Raw genomic sequence first — 22449 nt, 5'->3', positions numbered from 1 at the left:
CATGGCTCACCCCGGCGACAGGCCAAGGCACCGGCCCCGGGGCGCCGACGCCGCGAGCGATGCGCTTCGACGCCGTGGCGGCCTGCACCGTGAAACGCCTCCCCGCCGCGGTCGTTGGACCTGGCGGCGGCCCGCGTGCCGCGCATGCCGACCGCAAGAGGCCGTGCCGCTGCACCACGAACACCAGCGAGGAGAACGAGTTGAGCATCGAACGCGCGTACTTCGGGTGGTCCGATCTTGCCCACCTGCCCGGGTGCCGGCGGCCAGCCTGGCAGATCGCCACGAAGGAGGCCGCAGGCCGCGAACACGGCCACCGGTGCCCGGCGGAGGACTGCGGTCACGGCGGCGAGCACCGGCGCATCGAGGTCCGCGCGGTGTGCGGGTCCTGCGGCGTCGCCCACGTCATCACGAGCGAGGCGATCAGCACCCGCACCACCCGAGCCGCCATCCTCGGGTACGGCACCGCCCCCCGGAAGGCCGGCAGCCTGTGGCTGTATGCCGGGCCACCGCGGTTCGCGCGCGAAGAGGCGCAGCCCGACGCCTACCTCGCCACCCGCGTGAAGGTCGACCGAGTGCGCCCCGAGGACGTGGTCGGTCTCATCGCGACGACGAGCGGCCGCCAGGGCGGGATCGCGTACACGGCCAGCGTCGACCCCGTACTCGACGTGGTCGGCGATCTCGCGCCGTTGGTGTTCGAGAGCTGGGGGCGTGTCTCGCCTCGGCTCGGGTCCGTGGGCGCTGCTGCACGGTACGTCGAGGCGCACCTCTCCGACGGCTGAGTGTCCGCTCTGTCTGCGGGGCCCCCGGCGGCCGGGCGCGGCGGGTGACGCCGTGCTGCGGTTCGATGCCGCTGTCCGTGCGCCGTCGGCGGCGTACCGGCCGGCACGCCGCCGGGGTTCTCACGAAGTGCGCACTGCCGGCCAATAAAAGATGTAACCTCGGGGTGACACCTTTTCAGGGAGGAGCTTCGTCATGATGCTGCGTGATCTGACGGTCGGTGAACTCGAAGGCTGGGAACGGCCCTCGTACTCGGAGATCAGGGGCTACTGGGCCCGCTACGACGACACGTCGCACACACTGGCCCTTCCGGGCGGGCGCGTGCGCGCCGAGGCGGCGGTGCCATCGCGGGACCTCCCGGTGTGGGTGGACGCGGCGGAGGGTTGGCTGTGGGTGCAGGTACCGCGCCTGCCCGCCGCCTGGTGCCCGCCCGATCAGCTGTGGCCCGAGTGGAAGCGCCCGGCCGAGAAGGAGATCGTGCCGCTGTGGGTGCGGGGGGTCTACGCCGATTGGCGCCATGCCGACTCGCCGAGCCGGCACCACCCGTTCCTGATCCGCCGGCGACTGGACGACGGCGAGGCCGCGGCCTTCCTGGACGAGTTGCTGCCCCCGGTCGAACAGTACGGCGTCGCGCCGGAGCTCGCGGTGGTGCTGCGCTCCGGCGGCTGGCACCCGCACGATCTGGCGTTCCGGCTGTACTGGACGCTTGAGACCGTCGAGGACGCGGGCGCACTGGCGGCCCGGCCCCCACAGTGGTGGGAGGCGCACGGGTGGCCGCTGGCGGCCCACATCGACTACGCGCACGGCAAGCAGCCCGAAGTTCCGTTCCCGCCCGCGCGCGATCTGGCCGCCCTGCTGGCCGCCGGCACCCCCGGCCGACTGGTGACCGAATACCGCGAGCGTGGCCGCCGCGGAGGCAGCTACGACTTGCATCATCTGCTGTCGGTGCGGGCACCGGTCATCCCGGACGACACCACCCGGGTCGAGTTCACCGGCTCCGTATCCTGGTTCGCCACCGAAGCCGAGGTGGCGCGCGACTTCGCCTCCACGTATCCGGAGCGCTGGCTGGACCCCGTCGTGGTGACCACGACGCCCGTCGAGCCCCTGCACATCAGCCCCCGGCACCACCTTGCCGTCTGGTCCGACGGCGCCCGGAGGAAAGCCGAGGTGCTCGATTCCACCGGCCGCATCGGCGGCGCCTGGCCGCCTGCGAACCGGCAACTCGCCGCACTGGAGGAGCACGGCGTTCTGGCGCGCATCCTCGGCGCCACCGACTGGCACCGGCTGGCGACCGAACTGCCCTGGCAGGACTGGGCCGACACGGAGCGTGTCACCAGCGACCCGGCCGACTCCCGCGAGAGCACGCGCCCGCTGGCCGCGGGCATCATGTCCACCCGCACCCTGACCCTCACCGGGCATCGGATGCACCGGGGAACCGCCCTGCTGGGCGAGCTCTGGGAACTCACGGAGCAGATTGTCGTCACCAACTCCAGCCCTGCCGCTCAGCCGCTGAGGGCCCGGGCGGAGAGCACGAAAACCGCGTTCTACACCGACCGGACCGAGGCGCAAGCCGCGCTTGAGGCGGCCGACGACGGGATGCCGCCGGTGATGACGGTCTCCGAACTCGCGGAACAGGCGGGAGTTTCACGCCGAACCTTCGCTCAGGCCTTGCGGCGCGAGCGCGCCAAACGCATGAACTTGCCGGAGGACTGGCCGATCCACCCCGGCGGCGACCCGGGCGCACTGTACTCGTTCGGCTCGCTGGACTCGGCGGACGACGGGAACGGCGAAGCACGCGCGGGCTGGCCCCACGTCTGGTACAACCCTCGCGAGGCGCTGCCCTGGTGGCACGGCCGGCCGGGCCACGGCCCCGGCCGCGGCCACAAGGGCCGATAGGCCACGGCAGTTGCCCGGCCGAGCGACACCGGCACAGCACAGCACGGCACGGTGGTGCTGTTGCGGGCAGGGCTTGGGCGGGCACGGCGATGCGGGCGCCGACGGCCGGGGCCGGACGGTGGAGCACGTTTGGGAAGCCGAGCAGGCGGCCGTCCCGGCCGAGCACCTCCCAGCCGGCCGTCACAAGGGCGCCGTTGCGCCCGGTGTCGGCTCGCTGTCCACGCTCACGACAGCGGGCAGGACGGTCGGTCAGGAAGCACCCAGGCGCGGCAAGGCGTTGAGCGCAGCAGTCCACGGGTAGGCGGCGAGGTTGCCGTGCCGGGGCGGGTGGGGCACGAATCCACCCTCGCCGAGGAGCAGGTGCACGCCGTCCTCCCGCAGGCGGGCGGCGTGGATCCGCACCGCGCGTTGGTTGGCCTGCGCGGCGTTGAAGTGCGGCAGGGCGACGACCGGCAGGCCCATGCCCATGGACTCGGTGAGCAGCCCGAGGGCGAGGGTGTCCGAGATGCCGGCCCCCCACTTGTTCAGCGAGTTGCAGGTGAGCGGGGCGGCGAGCAGCGCGTCGGGTGCGGGCAGGACGTCGGCCTCGCGGGGCAGTTTGTAGCGGTGGCGCACCGGGTGCCCGGTGAGCTCCGCGAGGGCGCCGAGCTCGAACCCGGCATCGGGGTCGGGGTCTTCCTCGGCCCAGCGGTGGGCCGAGGGGCTGAGGATCAGGCAGACGTCCCAGCCGGCGGCCTGTGCGGCGCGGATCGGGGCGGAGATGTGGCGGACGGGCGGGGCCGCGAAGGCGACGACGTACAAGACGTTGTTGGTCACCCGGGCAGTCCATCCCCTGCCGGCCCGGCTGCGCAAGCGCCGCCCGGTCCACCGGCCGGTGTGGGTCTGCGGTGGGCCGCTAGCTCGCGGGGGTCGTGGCCAGGCGCAGCAGGGGGCGGCAGTAGAGGTCGTCATCGATGCCGATGCCGAGGTTCGCGAACAGGGGGTCGCCCTGCTGGAGTGCGGCGGCGGCCCGGACAACGTCTCCCTTGTCCGGGTAGATGGTGAGCAGGACTTGGCCGGGGTGGCGGGCCAGGGCGAGGAAGAACTCGCGTTCGCGGTCGTCTTCGATGGCGTAGCGCACGCCGAGGGTGAAGGTGCGCGGGGAGCGGCCGTTGAGGATCAGCACGACGTGGCGGCGGTCGGGTGCTACTCGCCACTGGGCGGTGAGGTGGACGCCGGCCGCGGACTGGAGCGCGGGGGCGTCGTCGAACACGGCCTCGGAGTAGGCCTGTTCGAGCCCGGGGTGCGCGGTGCGGGCGACGGGTTGCAGGAGTACGACGTCGCCGCCGGGAATCGCGAGGTGGAGCGGGAAGGCTTCGGCGTCGATCACGGGGAAGTCGCTGAGCATGCCCGGCATCCTAGGCGAGCAGCCGGGGGTTCCGTCTGTTTCAGCCGGTCAGGCCGCAGCGCTCGGCGAGGGAGTGCAGGCGGCCGGTTGCGGTGCCGGCGCCGAGGAGGCGGAGGTCCTCGACGAGGGCGCGGCTGCGCGGTCGGCAGCGGACTTCTTCGGGGGCTTGGCGTTCGGCGTCGAGGAGGGTGTCGACGGCGTCGGCGGAACGGCCGGCTTGCAGGTAGCCGCGGGCCAGGTCGGTGAGGTGGTGGGCGCGGCGTTCGCGCGGCAGGGCGTCGAGGGCGGGGTCGGGGATCCCTGCGGCGACGGCGACTGCTTCCGCGCCCTGGGAGAGCTGGACCAGTGCGGCCACGCGGTGCACGGTCGAGTTGGTCGGGCCGAAGGCGGTCCACATGGCGTTTGCGTCGTGGCCGAGTTGGGCGGCGTGGTGGTCGGCCTGGTCGAGGAGTGCGGGCACGGCCGCGGCGGTGCGCGCGTCGGCGCGTTCGGCGGCGGTGGCCGTGGCCATGGCGGCTTTGAGGTAGAGCATCCCGAGGACGCTGAGGCCGCTCTCGCCGCGGTCGAGGAGGTCGGACTCAAGGCGGGTGGCGGCGGCGACGGCGAAGGCGGCGCCGGCGGCGGCCTGGCCGGCGTGGGTCATCGCGTCGGCCAGTTGGCGGGCGGCGGACGCCATGATGACGGGATCTTGGCTGCGCTCGGCGACGGCCACCGCCCGGTGGGCGGCGATGAGGGCGAGGTCGGCGGAGCCGTGCTTGGTGACGGTGCCTTCAGCAAGCCCCAGGGTGAGGGACAGTACGCGCAGGGCGGCCCGCTGGTCGTCGCCGGTGTAGCGGGCGGCGGCCCGGTTCGCGTCGGTCAGCAGCCCGGGCAGCAGGCGGCCGAGGGCGGCGAACGAACCGAACTGGAAGGCGGTGCGGCCGTGGATGAAGCGGGCGCGGAGTGCGTCGAGCGGCAGCGGGTCGCCGGGGTGGTCGTCGGCGGTGCCCGTGATCAGGTCGTGGCGCTGGAGTGCGTCGCGGATCGCGGCGATCTCGGTCGCGTCGGCGCACTGTGCCGTGGGGGCGTCCGAGAGCAGGTCGGCGAGGTCGATGCCGAGCACGCGGGCGGCGGTGCGCAGCACGGACAGCCTCGGGTCGCTCTGGCGGGTGCCGGATTCGATGTTCTGGACCCACCGTTTGCTCTGCCCCATCAAGTGCCCGAAGGCCTCCTGGGTGTGGCCGCGGCGCGCGCGCCAGTACGCGATGCGTCGCCCGATCGATTCGTTGTCCATGGCGGTACCTCGGACCTGGGTGTGAGGAGGCACCCGGAACGGGTGGCTACGGTCCGTTGTACCGCCTCTACGGTCCGTTTATGACCCTCTTTGCGAACGGCTCCCCCGCTGCGACGTGGTCTGCGCTGGTCACGCCGGATGAAGCGATGGTGCACGATGCACGCCACCTGACGACACGGAGCAGCACGGCGTTGACGGCGTGCGGTGTCGGCTGGGATGCGGTCGTGGTGGCGCCGCTGCACCGCGGGCTCGCGGCCCTCGACGTGCTCGCGGTGCCGTTGGACGCCGGGCTGCCGGTCCTCGCGGACTACGCGCGCTCGGAGCTCGCCGTTCTGGTCGAGCCGGGCACCGGGCACATGGCGGCCGGGGCACCGGGGGTGCGGGTCCTCACGCGGGGTTCGTGGCTGCTGGTCCCCACGCGAGGGCGCGGCGTGCTGGCGGCGGCCTGGCTCAGCGGCCCGGACGCCGAGGGGTGCGTCGAGGCGGCGGCGCTGCGTGGGGCCCTTCTGCGCGCGGACGTCGAGCGCGTGGAGTCGGGCCGCGCCGGGCTGCGGGCGGCGCTCGGACCGGCAGCGCCTTCCTCCGGCCCCGCCCGCTGACGCCCGCCGGTGGTCGACTGCCGCGGGGTAGGGCGGCAGGGCATGCGCAGGGAAACCCGGCGCCGGGCCCCGGTGGTCGGGCTACGGTTCCCGGATGACCGCCACGACACCCAATCCGGACCGCATCTCCGTCGCCGGCCCCGCGCTCAGGACCGTGCGCATCGTCGCCCGCCGCGGCGACGGGTTCGCCCTGGTCGCCAAGGTCCGGTGCGCCGGACCGAACTCTCCGGACGACGCCAGCCTCTACATCAGTCCCTACCTCGGGACCGGGTGGACTGTCCGGGCGAGCAGCGCCTCGGTCGAGCCGCACACCACCATCAACCTCCCGGTCCAGCGCAGCCACCCCAACGCGGTCGCCGGCGACAACGCGCACCTGTCCCTGCATCACAGCGGCCAGACCCACGCCCACGTGCGGCAGGGCGACCGGGTCGGACCGGTGTTCGGGCCCCGCCTGGACGACCCGGCAGGCGGCAACATCGCGGTCATCGAGTGCGACGACCTCCGCGGCCTGCCCTCGCTCGACCCCAGGGAGCCGGCCAGCAGCAGCCGCTTCGACCTCGCGGTCCCCGGCCCGGGATCGGACACCGCCGCACTGCGCCTCGCCCTCTACAGCGGGGCCAGCGAGCAGGACCTCGTCGACCGCATCCCCTACTTCTCCACTGCCCCGCTGCTGCGGTTGGAGCGCGTCGGCATGCCGTCCCCGCTGGTGATCGGCTTCCGGCCGCTGCCCGTCCCCGGTACTCCGACGCCGGCGCCCGGTGTGCGGATCTCCGGCGGGTGGGGCCCGGGCGCCAGTGCCGACAGCCCGGTGTCCGGGGTATTCCTGTGGGCCGGCCCGGCGAGCTGACCCGCTGTCGATGCTCGCAGCGGGTCAGCCCAGCCCACCAGCAACTATGACGATCCGTCATATTCCATGCGCTTTACTCACACCTCCGAGATGCCTCCGAGGAGGCACTCACTTCGGGTGCCTCCGCAACACGGGCGCGCTCCTACATTCCAGGCATGAGGATCACCACGAACCAATCATCCGGGACGGAGCAGCCGTCCGCGGGTACCGCGCCTGCCATGCGGCCCGAACCGGGGACCGCCGCCGAGGCGTTCCAGCCGATCACGTCCTCGGTCGGGCTGGACCTGGTGCGTGCGGTGAGCGAGGCAAGCCGGGCTGTCTCCGCCCTCGGGGAGGTATCCGACCGGGACGTCAGCGTGAGCGCGCTGACCGCGGTGGAGTGCACCGGCTCGACGCCGGCCGGCGCCCTGTTCGCCGCGGCCGACGTGCTGCGGTGTGGCGAGACGCTCACCGTTCACGGACTGCTGTGGGCCAGGGTGCCGGGCCCGAGCGACAGGGATCCGTGGCACTGGCGCGTCACGCTGCTGGTGAGCGCCCTCGACCCGGAGTTCGGCGAAGCCGACGCTCCTGCCCACCAGGCCGAGCCGTCGACCTGCCGCGTCGCACTGTATCTGGATGCCGACGCGGAAATGCCCGAGGGCGCGCTCACCGCGATCCAGCGCGAAGCGCTGACCCCGGCCGGGGCACTGCGACGGGCCGCGGAGACGGTCCGCGAGTGTGCGGCACTTGAGGTCGAGGGGTTGATCTGGGCCCGGGTGGCGGCGCGGCACCCCGGCGCCTGGGAGTACCGGCTCACCGTCCTGGCCACGTCGACACCGTCGAAGTACGGCGAGCAGGGACGGCCGACCTACTTCTCCGAGGAGCAGTGGTGATCGTCGACCACCTCGCCCCACAGGATCAATCCCCGGTTCTGCGCCGGCTCTTCACGGCGGCCGACCTCGGGTTCGGGGGCCATCCGTGGCCGCAGTGCTTCGCCGGCCGGGCCGCGGTGGCTGTCCCCCGGTCACCGGAACGGCCCGTCCTGACCGAGGACGGGTGGACGGCCGACGCACAGTCGCTCGCACTCGACCTGCGGTGGTCGGGGCAGCTCGCCGCCGGCCGCCTGACCGTGCACCGTCCCGACGGAGCACAGTGGCTCGACTGCGAGCTGCCGCTGACGCGCGAGTGGCGGCGGGCCGCCAACGCACACGAAGGCGTTGTATTGGTGACCGGGCCGTTCGCCGACATCGGCGACTTCCGCGACGTGGCGGCAACGGGAGCGCTGTTGCTCCTCGCGGTTCCGGTGTCGTTCACCGGGGGAAGCTGGTGAGCGGCGCGGACAGCGACAACGGCTGACACCGCGCCACGACGGACGTACGAGTCGAAACCCGAAAGCGCCCGACCCCAGCGGGGGCGGGCGCTTCGCGTTTCCCCGCCGCCGCGGCCGTCCGGGGCATTGCCCGGCGGGAGGCGCTACAGCAGCCCGAGGCCAGTGGGTTCGGCCGGTGGGCCGTTCGCCTCACCGAGGATCACTCGTTCTCAGTACATGACGACACACCAGAGGACGACACACCAGAACACCCCGGCCGCGGTTCTCTCTCTCCCCGTCCCCGCCGAGCCCCCGACCGAGCCGGCGGACCGGACCGCCGGCGGCTGGCTGACCGACGACGACATGCCGGTGATGCAGCGGGCAGCCGAGACCGGCCGCCGGGTGCGGGCGTGGACCGCCACCCTGGCCAGCCGACAGGCCAGCGAGAGGCACGCGCAGGCCCTGAGCGAATTCGGGACGGCAGCGGCTGCCGTGCTGGACGAGCTGTACACGGCGCACGACGCGGACGGACAGTTGGAGGAGGCCACGGTGTACGCGCTCAGCATGCTGCTGCTGACGCCGCACGAGGAGACGCTGATCTCCCCGACCACCGGAGCGCAGGTCCGGATGACGGCCCACATCAACGTGAGCGCCCGGGGGCGGCTCGCGCTGGCCGCGATCAGCTCGATCGTCAGCGCCACCGTGCCGGGGATGCTCAACGGGACGATGGAGGTGGCCGCACTCCTGGACATGCTGGACGAGGCATTGGAACACGGCGGCGCCTGAGCTCGGCTTAACCTCCCGTACCGACCGGATCCGCACGCACGCTTGCGTCCTCGCCGCCGGGTGAGCGTTCCGGGACAGCGGGTCGAGCCGGTCCGGTATCCCCGACCGGTCGGGAAGAAGGCGACCGACGAAGGGGCGCCCGGCGCCCCCAGGTCACGCAACAGCGCCCGGCCCCGTGTCGACGGGCCGGGCGCTGCGGTGGTTCATCGGGGTTCGCCGGCCGCTGCCTCGAACTCCTCGACGGTGGCGTACTGCCGGCCGAGGTAGGGCCGGCTCTGGCTGCCGAAGCGCTTCCGTCCCTGTCGAACAATCCGGTCGAGCAGTGCCCGGGCCTCGTCGCTGACCGGCGCCGGGGTCGCCGGCAGCGCGGCGGCTTCGTCGAAGACGCCGATAGGGCTCGGGCGTGGCGGTACGGGTGGTTTCGGCTGTTTTGCCTAGCCGCGGGCGGGGATGAGGCAGGCGAGCGCCTCGATCAGGTGATGGACTGACTGATCGATCAAATAACTCCCGTTCATACCACCGGAGTTGAGGCGGTAGAACTCGCCCTTGCCGAGGGCGTCGGCGGCGCGGCGCAGGGGCTCGCGTCGATCGATGAGGTAGTGACTGCCGCCGGTCACCGCCAGGGCGGCGAGGAGTCGGCCGGCGGGCAACGGAACCCCAAGGACGCGGGCACCGACCCCGATCACGGCGGCTTGTGTGGCGGTGTAGGTGAACGAATGCCGAAGGCAGGCAATGCGGCCGGCGCGGGTGCCGTACCGGCGCCCCTTGTAGGTGATCGGGGCGTCGTCGGTGGCCGCCTTCACCACGGCGTCCCGGCTGCTCTGGGTGATGTGGTCACCGACCTTCGCCCCGGCACGTGCCAGGCCGAGGATGAAGGCCGCTCGGGCCGCCCTGGCGGTGGCGGTGTCAACGGAGACGTGCATGATGGTCCGGCCCTCTCTCTACGGGTGGGTGTGGGGCGGCCGGCGGTCCGGCCAGACTTCCCGGCCGCCCCGGTTCTCTCGGTGGCGCGCGCTGGACGCGCTCCGGTCAGCAGCACCGGGGGCGCACGCCGAACGCGGGACGGATCACTCCCAGTGGCCGCGGCCGCCGTCGTAGGGGCCGCCGGCGACCGTCACCGCAAATCCGCTGTTGACGGGCGAGGAGCCGGCCCGGGTGAGGGTCGGGGTCTGAACTCGCATCTCCCACAGGATCGGCGCGTGCGGGTCGTTCACTTCCCAGGTGCACACGACCTGATCCGCCTTGTCCCGGTCGCCGTACACCTCTTCCATCTGTGCGCGGAACTCCTCCTCGCACCGCTGCTGCGCCTCGGCGACCGTCGCGAACGTCGGCTCGAACTCCTGGTAGGACTCCGGGTCGCTCCAGCTCGCCCGGTAGCGCACGACCAGGGCCGCCACGTCGCCGGGCACCCACGCGGGCACCTCACTGCGGGTGTGCCCGTCGAGCAACTGCGCGGCCTGGTCGTCGAGCTCCTTCTCGACAACGGCCCGGTCGTCGCCGGCGAGGCGGACCAGGATGGTCGCGGCGAGGCGGGCCGTCGTGAGGACCAGGGTGTAGGCGTCCTGGGTGACGTGCTCCTCGCGCACATACCTGTCGCAGCGGCCGGCATGGCGCTCGATGCGCTCCCGGTCGAGGCGCTCGCGCTCCTCCTCGGTGTCCGGCTCGCCTTCGGCCAACGCCTCGACGTGCAGCCAGGTGAGGGCGAGGGCGAGAGGGCCGGCCGGGTGGTCGTCCCCGGCCCGGCGCGCGTCGTCGCCGGCCTTGGCGGACTGCTCCGCGAGCCACTTCTCCGCCTCCTCGGTGCTGTCCCCCAGCGCCACGACCAGGTAGAGGGCCGAGGTGCGGGCGAGCACGTCGAGGAGGGTGAGCAGCGGGGCGCGCAGTTCGCCGCGCTCGCCGGCGGACGGCCCTCCGACCCAGGTCTCGACCAGCTCGGCGCAGCGGCGGAACCGTTCGTCCGCCGTGGCCGCGGGGTCGGGGAGCATGCCGTCCGCGGTGGCGCGGATCAGGCCGAGGGCGACGAGTTGGGCGCCGAGTTTGTCGGGCGGCACGTCGGTGGTCATTGCTTCTCCTGGTTGGCGGGGCCGGTCGGGGGTTATCACACGGTCCGGGCGTAGCCGGCGTTCTGGAGCGTGGTCGCCAGGGTCTCGGCGAGGTCTTCGGGGTTCACGTCCAGGCCGGTGCCGGTGTCGGTGAGGTAGTCGCGGACCGCTTCGAGGAGGACGACACGGGCGGTCTCGACGGTCGGGCGGGACGGGAGGAGTTGGCCGGCCGCATCGAACGTGAACTCGCCGCTGTTGTACTGGGTGAGGAGCTGCTCGGTCACGTGGCTGAGGGACAGGCTGTCGACGTCCTGAGCCCGTTCCATGGCTGCGCCCCACACGGGCCCGAGGACGTTGAAGGTCTTCCTCACCTTGCCCTCGGGCAGTTCCTCATCGGCCGGGGCGCCGGTCCGGACGCTGTACGCCTTCGGCGCGCTGCGGGGCGCCTGGCGGATGCGCTCGACGGACACGCGGCACACCAGGCCCGCAACCGGCCTCCCGTTGGGGCCGGGCACCTTCCCCTGTTCGAAGGGGAACGGCGTCGCCGCCGTGGCGCCGACGATCTCCTCGCCGTGCTCGGCAATGACCTTCTTGGCGTGGGCGGTCAGGGGGACAACGTAGGTCTCGACGCAAAGGTCTTCCTCGTACTTGCCCTCGACAACGACGTCCACCTCTGTGACTCCGCCGCGCTGGCGCTGGCGCAGGCCGAGCTTTTTCAGGATCGGGGAAATGGTGGTGGTGGGGGTGGTTCTGGGCATCGTGGTTCTCCTGAAAACAAGGGGCGGTTAGGATGCGTCCGCCGTCCTGCTTCCTTGGTCGGTGGCGGATCGGTCGAGAGCGGCGAGCCCGGAGTCCCGGGCTCGCCGCTTTCGTTTCGGTGCGCTCACCACGCTACTAGGCAGTTACGTAACTTCACAAAATCTTGCGGGTGAGGGTGCGGGGCGCGTGCAGGGCGCCGCCGGTGCCACGGACCGGGCTGCGCCGGCTGCGTCCCGCGGCAGCGGCCGGCGGTCGGAGCTTGTTGCCGGCCGGCAGCGCCGACGCCGGGCGCAGGCGGGTCGGCTGCCGGCCGCCGGTGCGGGTGGGCCTGCGGCGGGGGATCCGGTGCGGCCGGCCGGGGGCCGGGGTGAGGAGGTCCTCGACGGCGGCTGCCGCCTGCTGCTGCTCGGCGTCGAGCTGGGCGGCGCGGTCGAGGAGGGCCTCGGCAGCGCCGTGGGCGCCGATGCCGCGCAGCAGCTCGGCCCGGTGGCGCAGCTCGGCGGCGTCGGGTTCGGTTTCGAGCTGCACCGGCGCTGCGGCGAGCGGGGCCTCGCGGTAGGCGGGTTCGTCGTCGGCCGGGTGGTCGTGGGGGTGGAGCAGCCGGTCGAGCTCGGCCAGCTGGGCCTCGGTCGGCTCGAACCGGGCGGCGGCGGCGTGCTCGGCGGCGTGCTGCGCTTCGGCGGCCTGGCGCTCGGCCTGCTCGGCCTCGAACTGCTCGCGGGCGGCGCGGGCGTGCTCGGCGGCGCGGCGGTCGGCGACGGCTGCGGCGAGCTGCTCAACGGTGGTGGTGGCGAGCCGGTACGCGGCCTCGGTCTCGGGCCGGGTGACGCGGTCGAGCCAGTTGTCGCCGAGCTCGCGCCGGGCGAGGAGGGCGGCGGTGCGGGCCTGGTGGGGGAACGGCCGGTTGGGGTCGATCTCCTCGACGTCCGCGGGGGCCTGGGTGGTCAGGGCGTAGGCGAGGGCCTCGGCGAACTCGCCGCGGAAGTGGCGGACCGCGATTCGGCGCTCCGCCGGGGTGCACCAGTGCTCGCCGGGCCCGGTGAGCCAGGCGGCGCAGCGCCGGCCCCAGGCGGCCGAGAGGCGGTCGAGGTCGTCGAGGAGGATCGGCAGGATCGCGCAGTAGCGGGCGAGGTCGGCGGGGGTGGCGCTGATGCGGGCGTCGGTGCGGCCGTGGCCGAGGCGCCGCTCGGTGATCTCGCGGCGTTCGCTGGTGCCGCGAAACCTGCCGTCGGGGGTGATCTCGCTGCCGGTGTCGACGTAGATGGTGCGGTAGGTGACGACGGGCTCGACGTAGATGCCCCAGTGCGCGCCGAGGGTCGCGGCGAGGGCGCGGCGTTCGGGGCCGCGCCGGGAGGTGTCGCTGAACTCCAGTCGGACGCCGACGTTGCCGCGGGTGGCGGAGGAGAGGCCGGAGGCCAGGCGGACGGCCGGCTCGCCGCGGCGCGGGGTGTAGGGGTTGGTCCACTGTGCGGGCAGGCTGCCGGTGGCGGCCTGCCCGTAGTCCTCGTTCACTTCGGTGGCGAACGGCAGCTCGGTGCCGTGCGTCGTCTCGGTGCTCGGGCCCTCGGCCTGTTCGGTGTCGCTGGGGCGGGCGTCGGGGCCGGCGGGCCGGTCGGGGTGGTGTCGGGTGGTGGTGGCCACGGTGGGGTTCTCCCGGGGTGGTGGTCGGTGGCGGATGCCCGGGGGCGAGGTGGCTCGCCCCCGGGCTGCGGTCGGTGCGGGGTCAGATGGCCTTGAGCAGGTGCGTCGGCCAGTTGCTCGATCCGCCGTCGTCCCAGGTCACGCGCTGCAACGGGGTGCCCGCCTCGTCGGGCGGGGTGATGATGCCGGAGGTGACGCCGCCGAAGGTCTCGCCGCAGCAGGGGCATTCGTCCTGGTACGGGTGGGGGGCGTCGTAGGTCTCCGCCGGGAACTGGCGGATGACGCGCGTTCCGTCCGCGAGGTAGAGCGCGCCGGCGTAGTGCACATTCTCGGCGAGCTGCTGGAGATCCTCGCTGACGATCTGGGACAGGTTCATGTCGGCCCTTTCCGCTTCCTTGGTCGGTGCAACCAATCTAGTGGAAGTTACGTAACTTGTGCAACGTCTCATTGCCTCGCTCGCGCCCGCCGCACCCGTTGCCGGCCGTTCCAAGAGCCGACGGGGGGCGCCGCGCCAACCACCGCTCCCACCGCTCGCGAAAACGTCTCCGGAAGCCCGGCGGGCCCGACCGGAGGCGACCGAGAGCCGCTCGCCGAGCGGGACGACGGCAGCAGAGGAGGGGGCCGCCATCGGCGATCCCCTCCTCTGCCGGGGGCTACTTCGAGACCTGGGTGGTACTGGTCTTGGGGGGCAGCGGCGTCCGGGTGCCGGTCAGCCGGTCGAGGGCCGTCCAGGTGCCGTCCGCGGCACGGTCGGCGTACGAGTTGGTCCGGTTGCTGGCCGCCGTCCAGACGGTGACGCCGCCGGGGACGTCGAGGCGGTCGAGGAAAGCCTGCGCTTCACGGAAGGTGGTGGAGCGCTGTTCGCGTCCGGCGAGCCGGACGACCTTTCCGTCGGGCTTGGTCCTGGTGGTGCTCTCAGTGGCGTAGTAGACCGTCGTGGCGTGGCGCGGGATGCGGGTGGTCACTGATGGCTCCTCGGGTGCGGGCGGGTTCAGAACGGGGCTCGGTGGAGCACGGCCGGCGGTCGGCGTGGGCGCCGAACCGGTACGGTCGCGGCGAACGCCGGCGGTTCGGGGTCGTGGAGCGGTATGCCGTCCGGGCCGGTGCCCCAAAGTGCCCCGTCCCGCTTCCGCGGCCCACACGACCAATTTAGTGGATGTTACATAACTTCCGCAAGGTGCCTTGGCGTCGCGCTCGCACGCGGTCAGTCCCGGCCGCCGCACCGATCGCAGGTGGCCGCGCCGGCGGCACCGTGCTGGTAGGCGCGCAGCAGGGCCGCGGCGCCGTCCACCGGCACCCAGGCATGACCCCGGCAGTCCCCGCGCGGGCACGGCGCCCCGGCCTCGACCCGGCCGGCCGAGGGGTAGGCGCGCAGCAGGATGCCGGTCCTGCCGTGGACGATCGTGGCGCGCACGTACCCGTCGCGCCGGTAGTCGAGCCGGGCGTAGTGCGCGATCTGCTCGCCGAGGCGGGTACGGAGCAGGGCGGCGGCGAGCTCCTCCTCGGTGGGCTGCCGGCGGCCCGCGAGCAGCTCGGCCATGTAGTCGGTCGGGGGCCAGAACTCGCCGTCGCGGGAGATCGGCCCGCACTCCCGGCAGGCGGAGTCGTTGAGGGCGCGGCACCGGGCCAGCCTGGTGCCGCAGCACGGGCAGTAGTGCGTCGAGCGCTCGGCCTCGGTGCCGCCCGTGGCGCCGCAGCCCTTGCAGACGTACGGCTGCGGGCCGGGCCGGAACGGGTCGGCGGGCGCGGGCGGATCATGGTGCTGGTGCGCGGGACAGCGCATCGGCTGCTCTCCTTCGTACGGGGGCCGGCGGGTGCGGGCCGGGCGGCCCGGACTCGCCGGCCCCGGTGTGCGGTTCTGTCACAGCTACTCGCCGGCGTAGACCGACGTGACGTTCTGCCTGCGGGCGCGAGCCTCCTCCCACAGGTACCGGTACGGGCTCTGGCCGCAGGTGCGCCGCGCCTCGGCACAGGCCTTCTCCATCTCGGCCCGGACGGCGCTCTCGTCAGTGCCGCGGGCGGAGGCCTCGGTCAGCGCACCGGTACCGGGCCGGTGCTCGACGCGCGCGACCGCCGGGCGGTCGGTGTAGCGGTCCGGCTCGAAGTCCCAGACGAACGACCAGCGCTCGGAGCCGCTGAGCCACGTCTCCAGCTCCCGGCCGTCCGGCGCCCACGCTCGCGGGCCCATCGCGAAGACCCGCGTCCGGGCGGGCACCTCCTGCCGGATCGCCGGCAGTCCGCCGGGGCCGTACTGCTGCCAGCGCTGCCGGGGCCAGACCTCGACGACCGCCGGGCGGTCGCGGTCCTCGGCCCACTGGCGCGTGACGGCCTCGGCGTCCTCCTGCCGTGCGAAGGGCACCGTCCTGGCCGCGGATGCGGTCGTGCTGCCGAGCAGCGCGACGTACACCACGCTCTCGTCATGGCCGGTCATCGTCGGTCCTTCCTGTCTCTCGGGCACGGGTGCGTTCCGGTGCCCGCCCGGCCGCCGAGGGGACGGGCGGGCGGTCAGGCGAGCTGCTCGCCGGCGGCGGCGACCAGGCTCGCGACGGCGGCGACCGCGCCGTCACGGGCCGCGGCAAGTACGTCCGGGTCTGCGGCGTTGCGCATCGCGTAGGAGGCCTGCGCCGCATGGCTGGCAAGCCCGGCAAGGGCCGGGGCGAGCACCGACAGCGTGACCAGCGGGCCCGTGATGGCCGCGCGGGTCAGGTGGCTGGCGGTGCGAGCTGCGTCGAAGCGGTCGGCGGCATCGGGGTCGGCAAGACGGATCTTCTCCCGCAGCCACATCGCCCGACGGTGGGCGTCGAGTGCGGTCACCAGGTCTCGGAGGGCCTGCACCCTCGCCTGCTCGCGGCTCTCGCGCCGGGTCTCGACCCGCTCGGCGCGGGCGGCACGCTGCTGCATGTAGCCGGCGCCGAGGGTGCCGAGGAGCGTGCCGAGGACAGCAACCAGGGTGGTCAGCACGCCGTCCGCCGTCACTCGCCGAGGTTCTCGGCGGCCATCTGCTCGGCCGTCTCGCGCAGCCGGGCGAGCTGGTCGGGGGTCAGGCGGTACTGCGCGGCGTCCCGGCCCGAGGTGATGGTCACGGTCCGGAAGGCTTCGCGCTGCGCCCGCCTGGCGGCCCGCTGGCGGTTGTCCTCCATCCAGTCCCAGAAGTTGGCGGCGGCGTCGGCCACGTCGGTGAGCTTCCAGCCCTCGGCGCTGGTGATCTCCACGCCGTCCGGGGCGGTGATCGCGATCGTGGCGACCCGGTCGCCGTGCAGGCCGGTGAAGCTGACGGTGTGACCGGTCGCCGTGGTGCCCTGGGCCCGGTCGGTGTTCTTGTTCCGCTTGGCGAGGCGGGAGACGTTGGCGGCGAAGGTGTCGCGCAGGTCGGTGGGTTCGGTGTCCATGGGGTTCCCCTCCTGGTTCGTGTCGATGATTCTGCTGGACGGTCGGCAACTCTCGCTCGGAGAGCAGCAAGTCCAATCTAGCGCAAGTTACGTAACTTCCACAAGCGGGGCGGGCGGCACCTTCTCCGCCCGCCCGCACCCCTCAGGAGCCCGCGAGCCGGATGAGCTGCTCGACCAGCTCCTCGGCACTGCGCAGCGCCTCCCCCAGCTCGACGACGTCGTCCAGCGCGTTGCCGGGGTCGGGCTCTGCGTGCGCGGCGGCGAGCTCGCGCAGCGCCTCGACGCCCTCCCTCATGGTGCGTACCTCCTCGGAGGGCCCGGGGTAGGGCCGCTGCTCCTGGGCGTAGGCGAGTTGCTCGACCTTCTCCTCGATCCCGACTAGCAGGCCGGCTCGCCCGGCGAGGTAGGCCAGGCGCTCGCGGGGGGCGGTCGGGGCGTCCGGGGGGTAGATCACGACGGGTGTCCTCACGATGGGGCCGGCCGGGGCCGGCGGCGGTGTCGCCCGGACAACGATCCGGGCGGGAGGGCGGCAACGCCGCAGCGCCCACCCGGGGCGGGGCGGGCGCTGCGGCGCCGGCGCGGCTCCGGGGGTCAGCGGAACAGGCCGGGCGAAGCGGTGGCGACGACCTGCCCGATCTGCGCTTCGGTCAGCCCCGACTCGGCGGCCAGCTCCGGGGCGGGCACGCCGTGCTGGGTGGCCTTGCAGAGTGCCCGTCGCAGCGCGATGCTGCCGAGTTGGCGGCCGGGCCCGAAGCGGAGCAGGTGGGAAGTCCGGCGGACCTCGCTGGTCCAGGCGCGGCGGAGCTGTCCGACACGGTCCTTGATCGGGAGGGGCTCCTGCGGGTGGACCTCACTGCGGCGCAGGGCGCCGGTGCGGTGCACGGTCACGGGGGTGTCGAGGTCGAGGTCGAAGCTCCAGTGGGCGAGGATTCCGAACTCCAGCGTGCCGTCGGGCAGGTGGCCGGCCCGGTCGTACCGCAGCCCGAAGACGCGGACGATCCTGGCGGCGGGGCCCACGACGCCCAACCGCTTCGGGGCGTCCGTGCATAGGTAGGGGAAACCGGTGCCCCCGGCGGTGAGGTCGGGACCGTCCTCGGTGAAGACGTCCCCGGGGACGAGTTCGGCGGCGGTCTTGCGGGTGATGGTGTGCGACATGGATGCGCCTCCGTGGTGGGAATGGTGTGGCGCGCGGCCTTGCGAGGCCGGCGCAGACCCCCGCTGACGCAGGGAGGGCGATCCCGGCCCATCCTGCCGAACCGGGAGGTGCAGCCTGTCGACTGCACGGCAAATCTTAGCAAAGTTACGTAACTTGTGCAATTTGCTGGTGCGGCGGGCCGTCGCCCGTCGCACCCCACCGGCACGACGTCCCAACCCGCCACAGCACACGGGCAGTTGGGCCGGTCAGCGCGCGGTCTGGGGCTTCGCCAAAGCAAGCCGGTGACGGGTCTCCAGCACGGCGGCGGCCTGACGCGGCATCGTGACGACGCCGTCGAGGTCGTCGAGGAGCCGACGCGCCTTCTGGTACGCGAGTCGCTTCTCGTGTTCATTGCCACCCTCGGCGAGGGCCTGCACCAGCAGGCCGCGGGCACGGGCCACGGTGACGCGTTCCTGCTCGGGCAGGTGACGGATGCCGGCCTTGCGGGCGTGCGCGTCGGCCGCCCCCCACGCCGTCTTGAGCATGCTGACGGCCTCCCGGTAGAGGAGCGGGTCGTCACTGCGGGCGGCGTCGGCGGCGGTGTCCATCGCCTTGAGGAAGAAAACCGTTTGCGGCACGGAGACGTCCGCCAGGGCCGGACGGTCGAGGACAGCAAGCACGTCCGCCACGTACGCGCCGTACGCCTCCCGGACATCATCGTGCTCCTCGACGATCGCCTCCCACCGAGCCCGGCGCCGGGTCTCACCGGCACGCCGGGCCGACGCCTTGCGCCGGCGGCGGGCAGCAAGTGCGGCCACCCCCGAGACCAGGGCCACGGCAGCGACGGCGGCGAGGACCCACCACAGAACCCCGTCCGGAAGGTCCTCGCCCCTACCCGGCCCGCCGGCATCCGGCACCGCCGTGACGTCGGGCCCGGCCACGGCGCGCCACACTGCTGTGAGCGCCTCCTCGGCGAGGCCGCTCATGATGAGGGCCCCCACCACACCCATGACCGTGCCTTGCAGCAGTCGCGCGTACTCGCGGCGGGTCAAGCCCTTGAACGCAATGGCAGCACCACCGATTGCGAGGAAGCTGCCGGCCATGGTGAGAAGCCACGAAGTCATGCCGCGAGTCAACCACCCCGGTCCGCCATCCCGACCCGGTCACCGGCGTACAACCCGGCGACCGTCACCAGGCATCGGGCCCCCTTCACCCGTCCGAGGGAGAAGGCTCACCGGCCCTCGAAGGCAGGCTTCTGCGGGCAGTCGGGCGCCGCCGACCACAGGCAGCTGAGCGCCCGTCCCTGGCAGTGCGGGCAAATCGACGCCGTAGAAGTCAACGGCTGCCCGAAGGTCCACCGAAGGCAGCTCACCGCCTGCCACGGACCGGGCTCGGCCGAACGGTGGTGCAGCACCGGCAGTTGGCTCCACCGCCGCTCGGCCGAGCTGTCCCCGACAGGGGCGGCGCCGGCCGGATGCAGCCGGAGCCAATGGCGCAGCGGCTCACGTTCCCGGCCGCGGGCGATACCGGGCGCCGCGAACTGCTCGGCGACGTCGGCCAGCCACTCGGCCGCCGAAGCTTCGGGCCGGCGGCGCTGCTGCTCCCATCGGGCCATGGCGTCGGCGAGCGTCATCGTCTCGGGGTAGACGACGGCGCTGGCGGCCTGGCGGCGGTGGCGTTGGCAGCCGAGTACGTCCTCGCGTGCGCGCCACGTGTCGTGTGCCACCTGCCGACCGACCCACCACCAGAGCATCACCTGGTGGGCGTCGGCCACCAGGGCGTCACCGGCCGGGCCGAGCTGGTGGTCCATCGCGCGATGGCGAACCAGGGCGCGGCCGAGGTCCGGGAGGAGGGAGGTCTCCAGCACGAAGCCGCCGTCGTCCGCGCCCAGCCAGCGCCGGCCGCAGGGGCAGGGCCGCCACCGGTGGCCGTCGCCGACCAGCCACGCGCCGGCCTCTTGGCACAGCGGGCACGCCATCAGTGGGGCGCCGCCGAGCTCCTCCGGCCAGGGCACCAGGCGCACGACCGCGGCGCCCTCGTCGAGCAGGCGGTCGGCGCGGAGGTTCGGCGCGGACCGCTGCAACTGCTCGGCGTCCCGGCCGAGGAGGGTGGCGAGGCGCTCCAGCGCTGCGGCGCTCATCCGTACGTCGTGCCGCTCGGGCTGCACGCCGCCGGTCGGCAGCGTGAGGCGGCCGGTGTGCACGGCCTTGAGGATCGAGTCGATCGTGATGCCGTTCGCGGCGGCCGTGCGCGCGAGCAGCGAGGCTGTGGTCTCACCGCGGATCAGCGGCGCGTGGAGCGGCAGGTCGGCCGGCTTGAGTCGCTTCGCGCGCGGCTTGACGGCCGGCTTCGGCGGCGGCCCGGTCTCGGCGGTCTCGGTGTCGGCGGTCTCGGTGTCGAACAGTGCCGGGTCGCGCCGAGTAGCCGGGGCGCTGCGTTTCGTCATGGCCGGACGGTAGCGCGCGTCGGACGCCCGGTGGACGAACGGGCCGGTCGGCAGCCCAACAGGTCGGGCGGCGGTCGCATCGGCAGAACCGGTTTGGCCCCTGATTGGGGGCCAAAGTCCGGCTCCGGCCTGCCGCGGGCCGACCGGAGTCGGTCAGATCGGCCGGTCCGGGTCGGAAAAGGTGAGGCCACCGGGCGCGAGGCGGCGGCGGACCGGGGCAGGTACGGCTGCGGTCTCGCCGGGCGGCTGGCGGAAGGGGGCGGCCTGCTGGATCGGCAGCAGCCGACGCCCGCCGGCCGGGGCGGGCCGGGGCACGTCGGCGGCCGGTTCGGAGAAGGCCGGCAGGGAGAGGGGACGGCGGTTGGTCATGTTATGGGGGCCTTTCATTCGTGTCCGTTGTCCGCTGATGCCCGATGTTGGCGGCGGCGCTCGTCGAGGCTGGTGACCCCCGCGGAGCAGCAGGGGCCGACGACTGATCAACTGCAACGAACCACTCAGCCAACGATCACCGGTGACGGCCAGCCGCCACGGCACCCACTAGCCGACAGGGCGCAAGGGAACGACGGTGGACTTGGTGCCCAGCGCCTTGTCCGTGAGGCGGAAGATCCGCACGTTGCCGTACCGGTCCGCGGCTTCGAGCCACCCCCCGTCGATCAGTACGGTCCGGGCCTTGCTGAACTGCGACTCGGTCCACCCGAGCTCGCCGGCAAGCGCCTTCGCCGTCAGGCGTACCGCCCCGGTCGTCCGGTCCTTGGGCATCGCCTTGTAGAGCGTGAGCACCAGCCGCGGCCCCGGCGCGAGCTCCTTGGTGCGGCGCAGCAGCGCCCGGTACTCCTCGTTGGGGTCCGGGGTGATCATTTGGTGGCCTCCGATGCTGCCCTCTTGCGCGGCTTACGGGTGGGGGATTCGCACTCCTTGCAGGGAGGGGTGCCGGGGTCAGGATCGCTCACCCCGGGGACAATCGGCGGTTTCCATCGCTTGATCGCCTCACGCTGCTCGTACGCGGTGCCCTTATATGAAATGTAGGGGGTGACGCGGTAGAGCGGGGTCCGTCCGATCTTGTCGGCCTCGACCAAGATCCTGTGCGACGCCAGGTGCCGGACGATCCGGCCGAAGGCGTTCGCGTTGGCTCCGAGGTCGGCCGCGATCTTGCTCACGGCCGCTGGGACCGGCGGGGCCAGGTCAGCCGGCGCGCCGTTCGTCGGCGGCACGGGGCCGGGCGACGCACCGATGAACCAGGCGAGCGTGCGGCACTCCTTGTCGGTGAACTTGGAACCCGCGCCGGTGATGGCCTTGAGGTACAGGTCACTCGCGGTGGAGTAGGACCCGCCGTACAGGAACCGGGCAACCGGCTCCGTCTGCTGCGCGGCGTTGCGCACGCTGCGCCCCTTCGGTCGGTCGGCTGCGGGCAGCCGAGGTCAGCAACTCATCCTCTACAGGATGTATGCCTTAGCTTATTGCTAATTAGCAATAAGCTAAGGCATACACACTGTGGAGTACGCGGTTCGATCCTCCAGAGCAACGACACGGTGTTGCAGAGGATCACCGATTTGGGCATCTGTGCAGGTCGGGGGCCTGCGGCGAGAAGCGACTCTAAGTGCTAGCAAACCCGCTCGCCGTCGCGCGGCAGCTCGCGCCGAAGGTGCGAGGACCGGCCAGGCATCGGGGCGCGCCGCCCCGCGACTTCGGCCCCTCCCCCACGCGGCGCGCACCATCGCAGCACGGATGCCGCTTGACCGCACGCACGCAACGCCGACCCCCGGCGCCACTGCAACGGCCCGCACTCGGCAGCCGGCCTGCGCCCGCTCGGCGACAACGGCGGTAGGGCCGATCGCCTTGTTGCACCACTTCGGGCGGACGGGGACAGCGCCGGTACTGCGCTGCATCCGCACCACCTACTCGCCGGCCCGGCACTCTGCCGATTCCAGCCCTCTGTGCCCGGCCCGAACCTGCGGAGGTCCACGGCAACCAGGTTCGGGGTCGCACCCGTCGTCGGTCGGCAGCCACCTGGGACCCGCCCAGCTCGACCACCCACCAAAGCGAAGTGAGGTGGGCCAGTGCCGGGCCGGCCACGGCCCGGCCGGTGAGCTGACGGTCCGTCCCCGGAGCCGGCCCCCGCGGCCCGGCCGGCGCCGCAACAACAGCCCAGCAGCCCGGGTGGGGCACCGCAGCCAAGGCGCAGGC

27 protein-coding genes are annotated in these 22449 nt (G+C 73.1%); 7 read left to right on the top strand and 20 right to left on the bottom strand.

Annotated elements, in window-relative coordinates; all coding sequences use genetic code 11:
- Positions 1-200: 200 nt before the first annotated feature.
- A complete protein-coding gene (locus tag ACFVUY_RS38215) occupies positions 201-779 on the top strand; it encodes a hypothetical protein (protein ID WP_387736709.1) in 579 nt (192 codons plus the stop codon).
- 193 nt (positions 780-972) lie between these two features.
- Positions 973-2673 carry a hypothetical protein gene (locus ACFVUY_RS38210; protein ID WP_387736708.1) on the top strand — a complete coding sequence of 567 codons (1701 nt, stop codon included), beginning with the start codon at positions 973-975 and terminating at the stop codon, positions 2671-2673.
- Positions 2674-2922: 249 nt separating this feature from the next.
- Here ACFVUY_RS38210 and ACFVUY_RS38205 read toward each other — a convergent pair whose 3' ends face one another.
- From ACFVUY_RS38205 to ACFVUY_RS38195, 3 genes are all read right to left on the bottom strand, one after another.
- Positions 2923-3489: a flavoprotein gene (locus ACFVUY_RS38205; protein WP_387736707.1), complete on the bottom strand. Its 567-nt coding sequence runs from the start codon at positions 3487-3489 to the stop codon at positions 2923-2925.
- Between the two features lie 79 nt (positions 3490-3568).
- Positions 3569-4060, bottom strand: coding sequence for a hypothetical protein (locus tag ACFVUY_RS38200; RefSeq protein ID WP_387736706.1), 492 nt, complete (start codon positions 4058-4060; stop codon positions 3569-3571).
- Positions 4061-4100: 40 nt separating this feature from the next.
- On the bottom strand, positions 4101-5333 hold the full coding sequence (locus tag ACFVUY_RS38195) for a helix-turn-helix domain-containing protein (protein WP_387736705.1): 1233 nt from the start codon (positions 5331-5333) through the stop codon (positions 4101-4103).
- Between the two features lie 80 nt (positions 5334-5413).
- Between ACFVUY_RS38195 and ACFVUY_RS38190 the strand changes: the two genes are divergently transcribed.
- From ACFVUY_RS38190 to ACFVUY_RS38170, 5 genes are all read left to right on the top strand, one after another.
- A complete protein-coding gene (locus ACFVUY_RS38190) occupies positions 5414-5932 on the top strand; it encodes a hypothetical protein (protein WP_387736704.1) in 519 nt (172 codons plus the stop codon).
- 94 nt (positions 5933-6026) lie between these two features.
- Entirely contained in the window at positions 6027-6779 is a 753-nt protein-coding gene (locus tag ACFVUY_RS38185) for a hypothetical protein (RefSeq protein WP_387736703.1), read from the top strand.
- Between the two features lie 155 nt (positions 6780-6934).
- Positions 6935-7651, top strand: a complete 717-nt coding sequence (locus tag ACFVUY_RS38180) for a hypothetical protein (protein ID WP_387736702.1) — start codon at positions 6935-6937, stop codon at positions 7649-7651.
- Positions 7648-8088, top strand: coding sequence for a hypothetical protein (locus ACFVUY_RS38175; protein WP_387736701.1), 441 nt, complete (start codon positions 7648-7650; stop codon positions 8086-8088). Before ACFVUY_RS38180 ends, ACFVUY_RS38175 begins: the two co-directional genes overlap by 4 nt.
- A 216-nt stretch (positions 8089-8304) precedes the next feature.
- A complete protein-coding gene (locus ACFVUY_RS38170) occupies positions 8305-8853 on the top strand; it encodes a hypothetical protein (RefSeq protein ID WP_387736700.1) in 549 nt (182 codons plus the stop codon).
- A gap of 434 nt (positions 8854-9287) precedes the next feature.
- On the opposite strand, the gene ACFVUY_RS38165 is transcribed toward ACFVUY_RS38170, so the two are convergent.
- From ACFVUY_RS38165 to ACFVUY_RS38085, 17 genes are all read right to left on the bottom strand, one after another.
- Positions 9288-9776 carry a hypothetical protein gene (locus ACFVUY_RS38165; RefSeq protein WP_387736699.1) on the bottom strand — a complete coding sequence of 163 codons (489 nt, stop codon included), beginning with the start codon at positions 9774-9776 and terminating at the stop codon, positions 9288-9290.
- Positions 9777-9920: 144 nt separating this feature from the next.
- On the bottom strand, positions 9921-10916 hold the full coding sequence (locus ACFVUY_RS38160; protein WP_387736698.1) for a hypothetical protein: 996 nt from the start codon (positions 10914-10916) through the stop codon (positions 9921-9923).
- A 35-nt stretch (positions 10917-10951) separates the two neighbouring features.
- Positions 10952-11653, bottom strand: coding sequence for a hypothetical protein (locus ACFVUY_RS38155; RefSeq protein ID WP_387736697.1), 702 nt, complete (start codon positions 11651-11653; stop codon positions 10952-10954).
- Between the two features lie 154 nt (positions 11654-11807).
- Entirely contained in the window at positions 11808-13295 is a 1488-nt protein-coding gene (locus tag ACFVUY_RS38150) for a hypothetical protein (RefSeq protein ID WP_387736696.1), read from the bottom strand.
- Positions 13296-13377: 82 nt separating this feature from the next.
- A complete protein-coding gene (locus ACFVUY_RS38145; RefSeq protein ID WP_387736695.1) occupies positions 13378-13671 on the bottom strand; it encodes a hypothetical protein in 294 nt (97 codons plus the stop codon).
- Between the two features lie 277 nt (positions 13672-13948).
- Positions 13949-14260: a hypothetical protein gene (locus ACFVUY_RS38140; protein ID WP_387736694.1), complete on the bottom strand. Its 312-nt coding sequence runs from the start codon at positions 14258-14260 to the stop codon at positions 13949-13951.
- Positions 14261-14499: 239 nt separating this feature from the next.
- Positions 14500-15078, bottom strand: a complete 579-nt coding sequence (locus tag ACFVUY_RS38135; protein WP_387736693.1) for a hypothetical protein — start codon at positions 15076-15078, stop codon at positions 14500-14502.
- Between the two features lie 84 nt (positions 15079-15162).
- Positions 15163-15726: a hypothetical protein gene (locus ACFVUY_RS38130; RefSeq protein WP_387736692.1), complete on the bottom strand. Its 564-nt coding sequence runs from the start codon at positions 15724-15726 to the stop codon at positions 15163-15165.
- A 74-nt stretch (positions 15727-15800) separates the two neighbouring features.
- On the bottom strand, positions 15801-16271 hold the full coding sequence (locus ACFVUY_RS38125; protein WP_387736691.1) for a protein kilB: 471 nt from the start codon (positions 16269-16271) through the stop codon (positions 15801-15803).
- Complete coding sequence (locus tag ACFVUY_RS38120) at positions 16268-16684, bottom strand: hypothetical protein (RefSeq protein ID WP_387736690.1); 417 nt, start codon at positions 16682-16684, stop codon at positions 16268-16270. Before ACFVUY_RS38120 ends, ACFVUY_RS38125 begins: the two co-directional genes overlap by 4 nt.
- A 142-nt stretch (positions 16685-16826) precedes the next feature.
- Positions 16827-17138 (bottom strand): hypothetical protein, encoded by a 312-nt coding sequence (locus tag ACFVUY_RS38115; protein ID WP_387736689.1) that lies wholly within the window; start codon positions 17136-17138, stop codon positions 16827-16829.
- Positions 17139-17275: 137 nt separating this feature from the next.
- Positions 17276-17839, bottom strand: a complete 564-nt coding sequence (locus ACFVUY_RS38110; RefSeq protein WP_387736688.1) for a hypothetical protein — start codon at positions 17837-17839, stop codon at positions 17276-17278.
- Positions 17840-18085: 246 nt separating this feature from the next.
- Positions 18086-18943 carry a hypothetical protein gene (locus ACFVUY_RS38105; protein WP_387736687.1) on the bottom strand — a complete coding sequence of 286 codons (858 nt, stop codon included), beginning with the start codon at positions 18941-18943 and terminating at the stop codon, positions 18086-18088.
- A gap of 107 nt (positions 18944-19050) precedes the next feature.
- Positions 19051-20265, bottom strand: coding sequence for a hypothetical protein (locus ACFVUY_RS38100; RefSeq protein ID WP_387736686.1), 1215 nt, complete (start codon positions 20263-20265; stop codon positions 19051-19053).
- 153 nt (positions 20266-20418) lie between these two features.
- Positions 20419-20634: a hypothetical protein gene (locus tag ACFVUY_RS38095; RefSeq protein WP_387736685.1), complete on the bottom strand. Its 216-nt coding sequence runs from the start codon at positions 20632-20634 to the stop codon at positions 20419-20421.
- 168 nt (positions 20635-20802) lie between these two features.
- Positions 20803-21123, bottom strand: coding sequence for a hypothetical protein (locus ACFVUY_RS38090; protein WP_387736684.1), 321 nt, complete (start codon positions 21121-21123; stop codon positions 20803-20805).
- Positions 21120-21644 (bottom strand): hypothetical protein, encoded by a 525-nt coding sequence (locus tag ACFVUY_RS38085; RefSeq protein WP_387736683.1) that lies wholly within the window; start codon positions 21642-21644, stop codon positions 21120-21122. Before ACFVUY_RS38085 ends, ACFVUY_RS38090 begins: the two co-directional genes overlap by 4 nt.
- Positions 21645-22449: the final 805 nt, after the last annotated feature.

The organism is Kitasatospora sp. NPDC058063, assembly GCF_042885395.1.
Taxonomy (GTDB): Bacteria; Actinomycetota; Actinomycetes; order Streptomycetales; family Streptomycetaceae; genus Kitasatospora; species Kitasatospora lactacystinica.
Note: the sequence above shows the minus strand (reverse complement) of the source record. Positions and strands in the feature narration are given on the sequence as shown.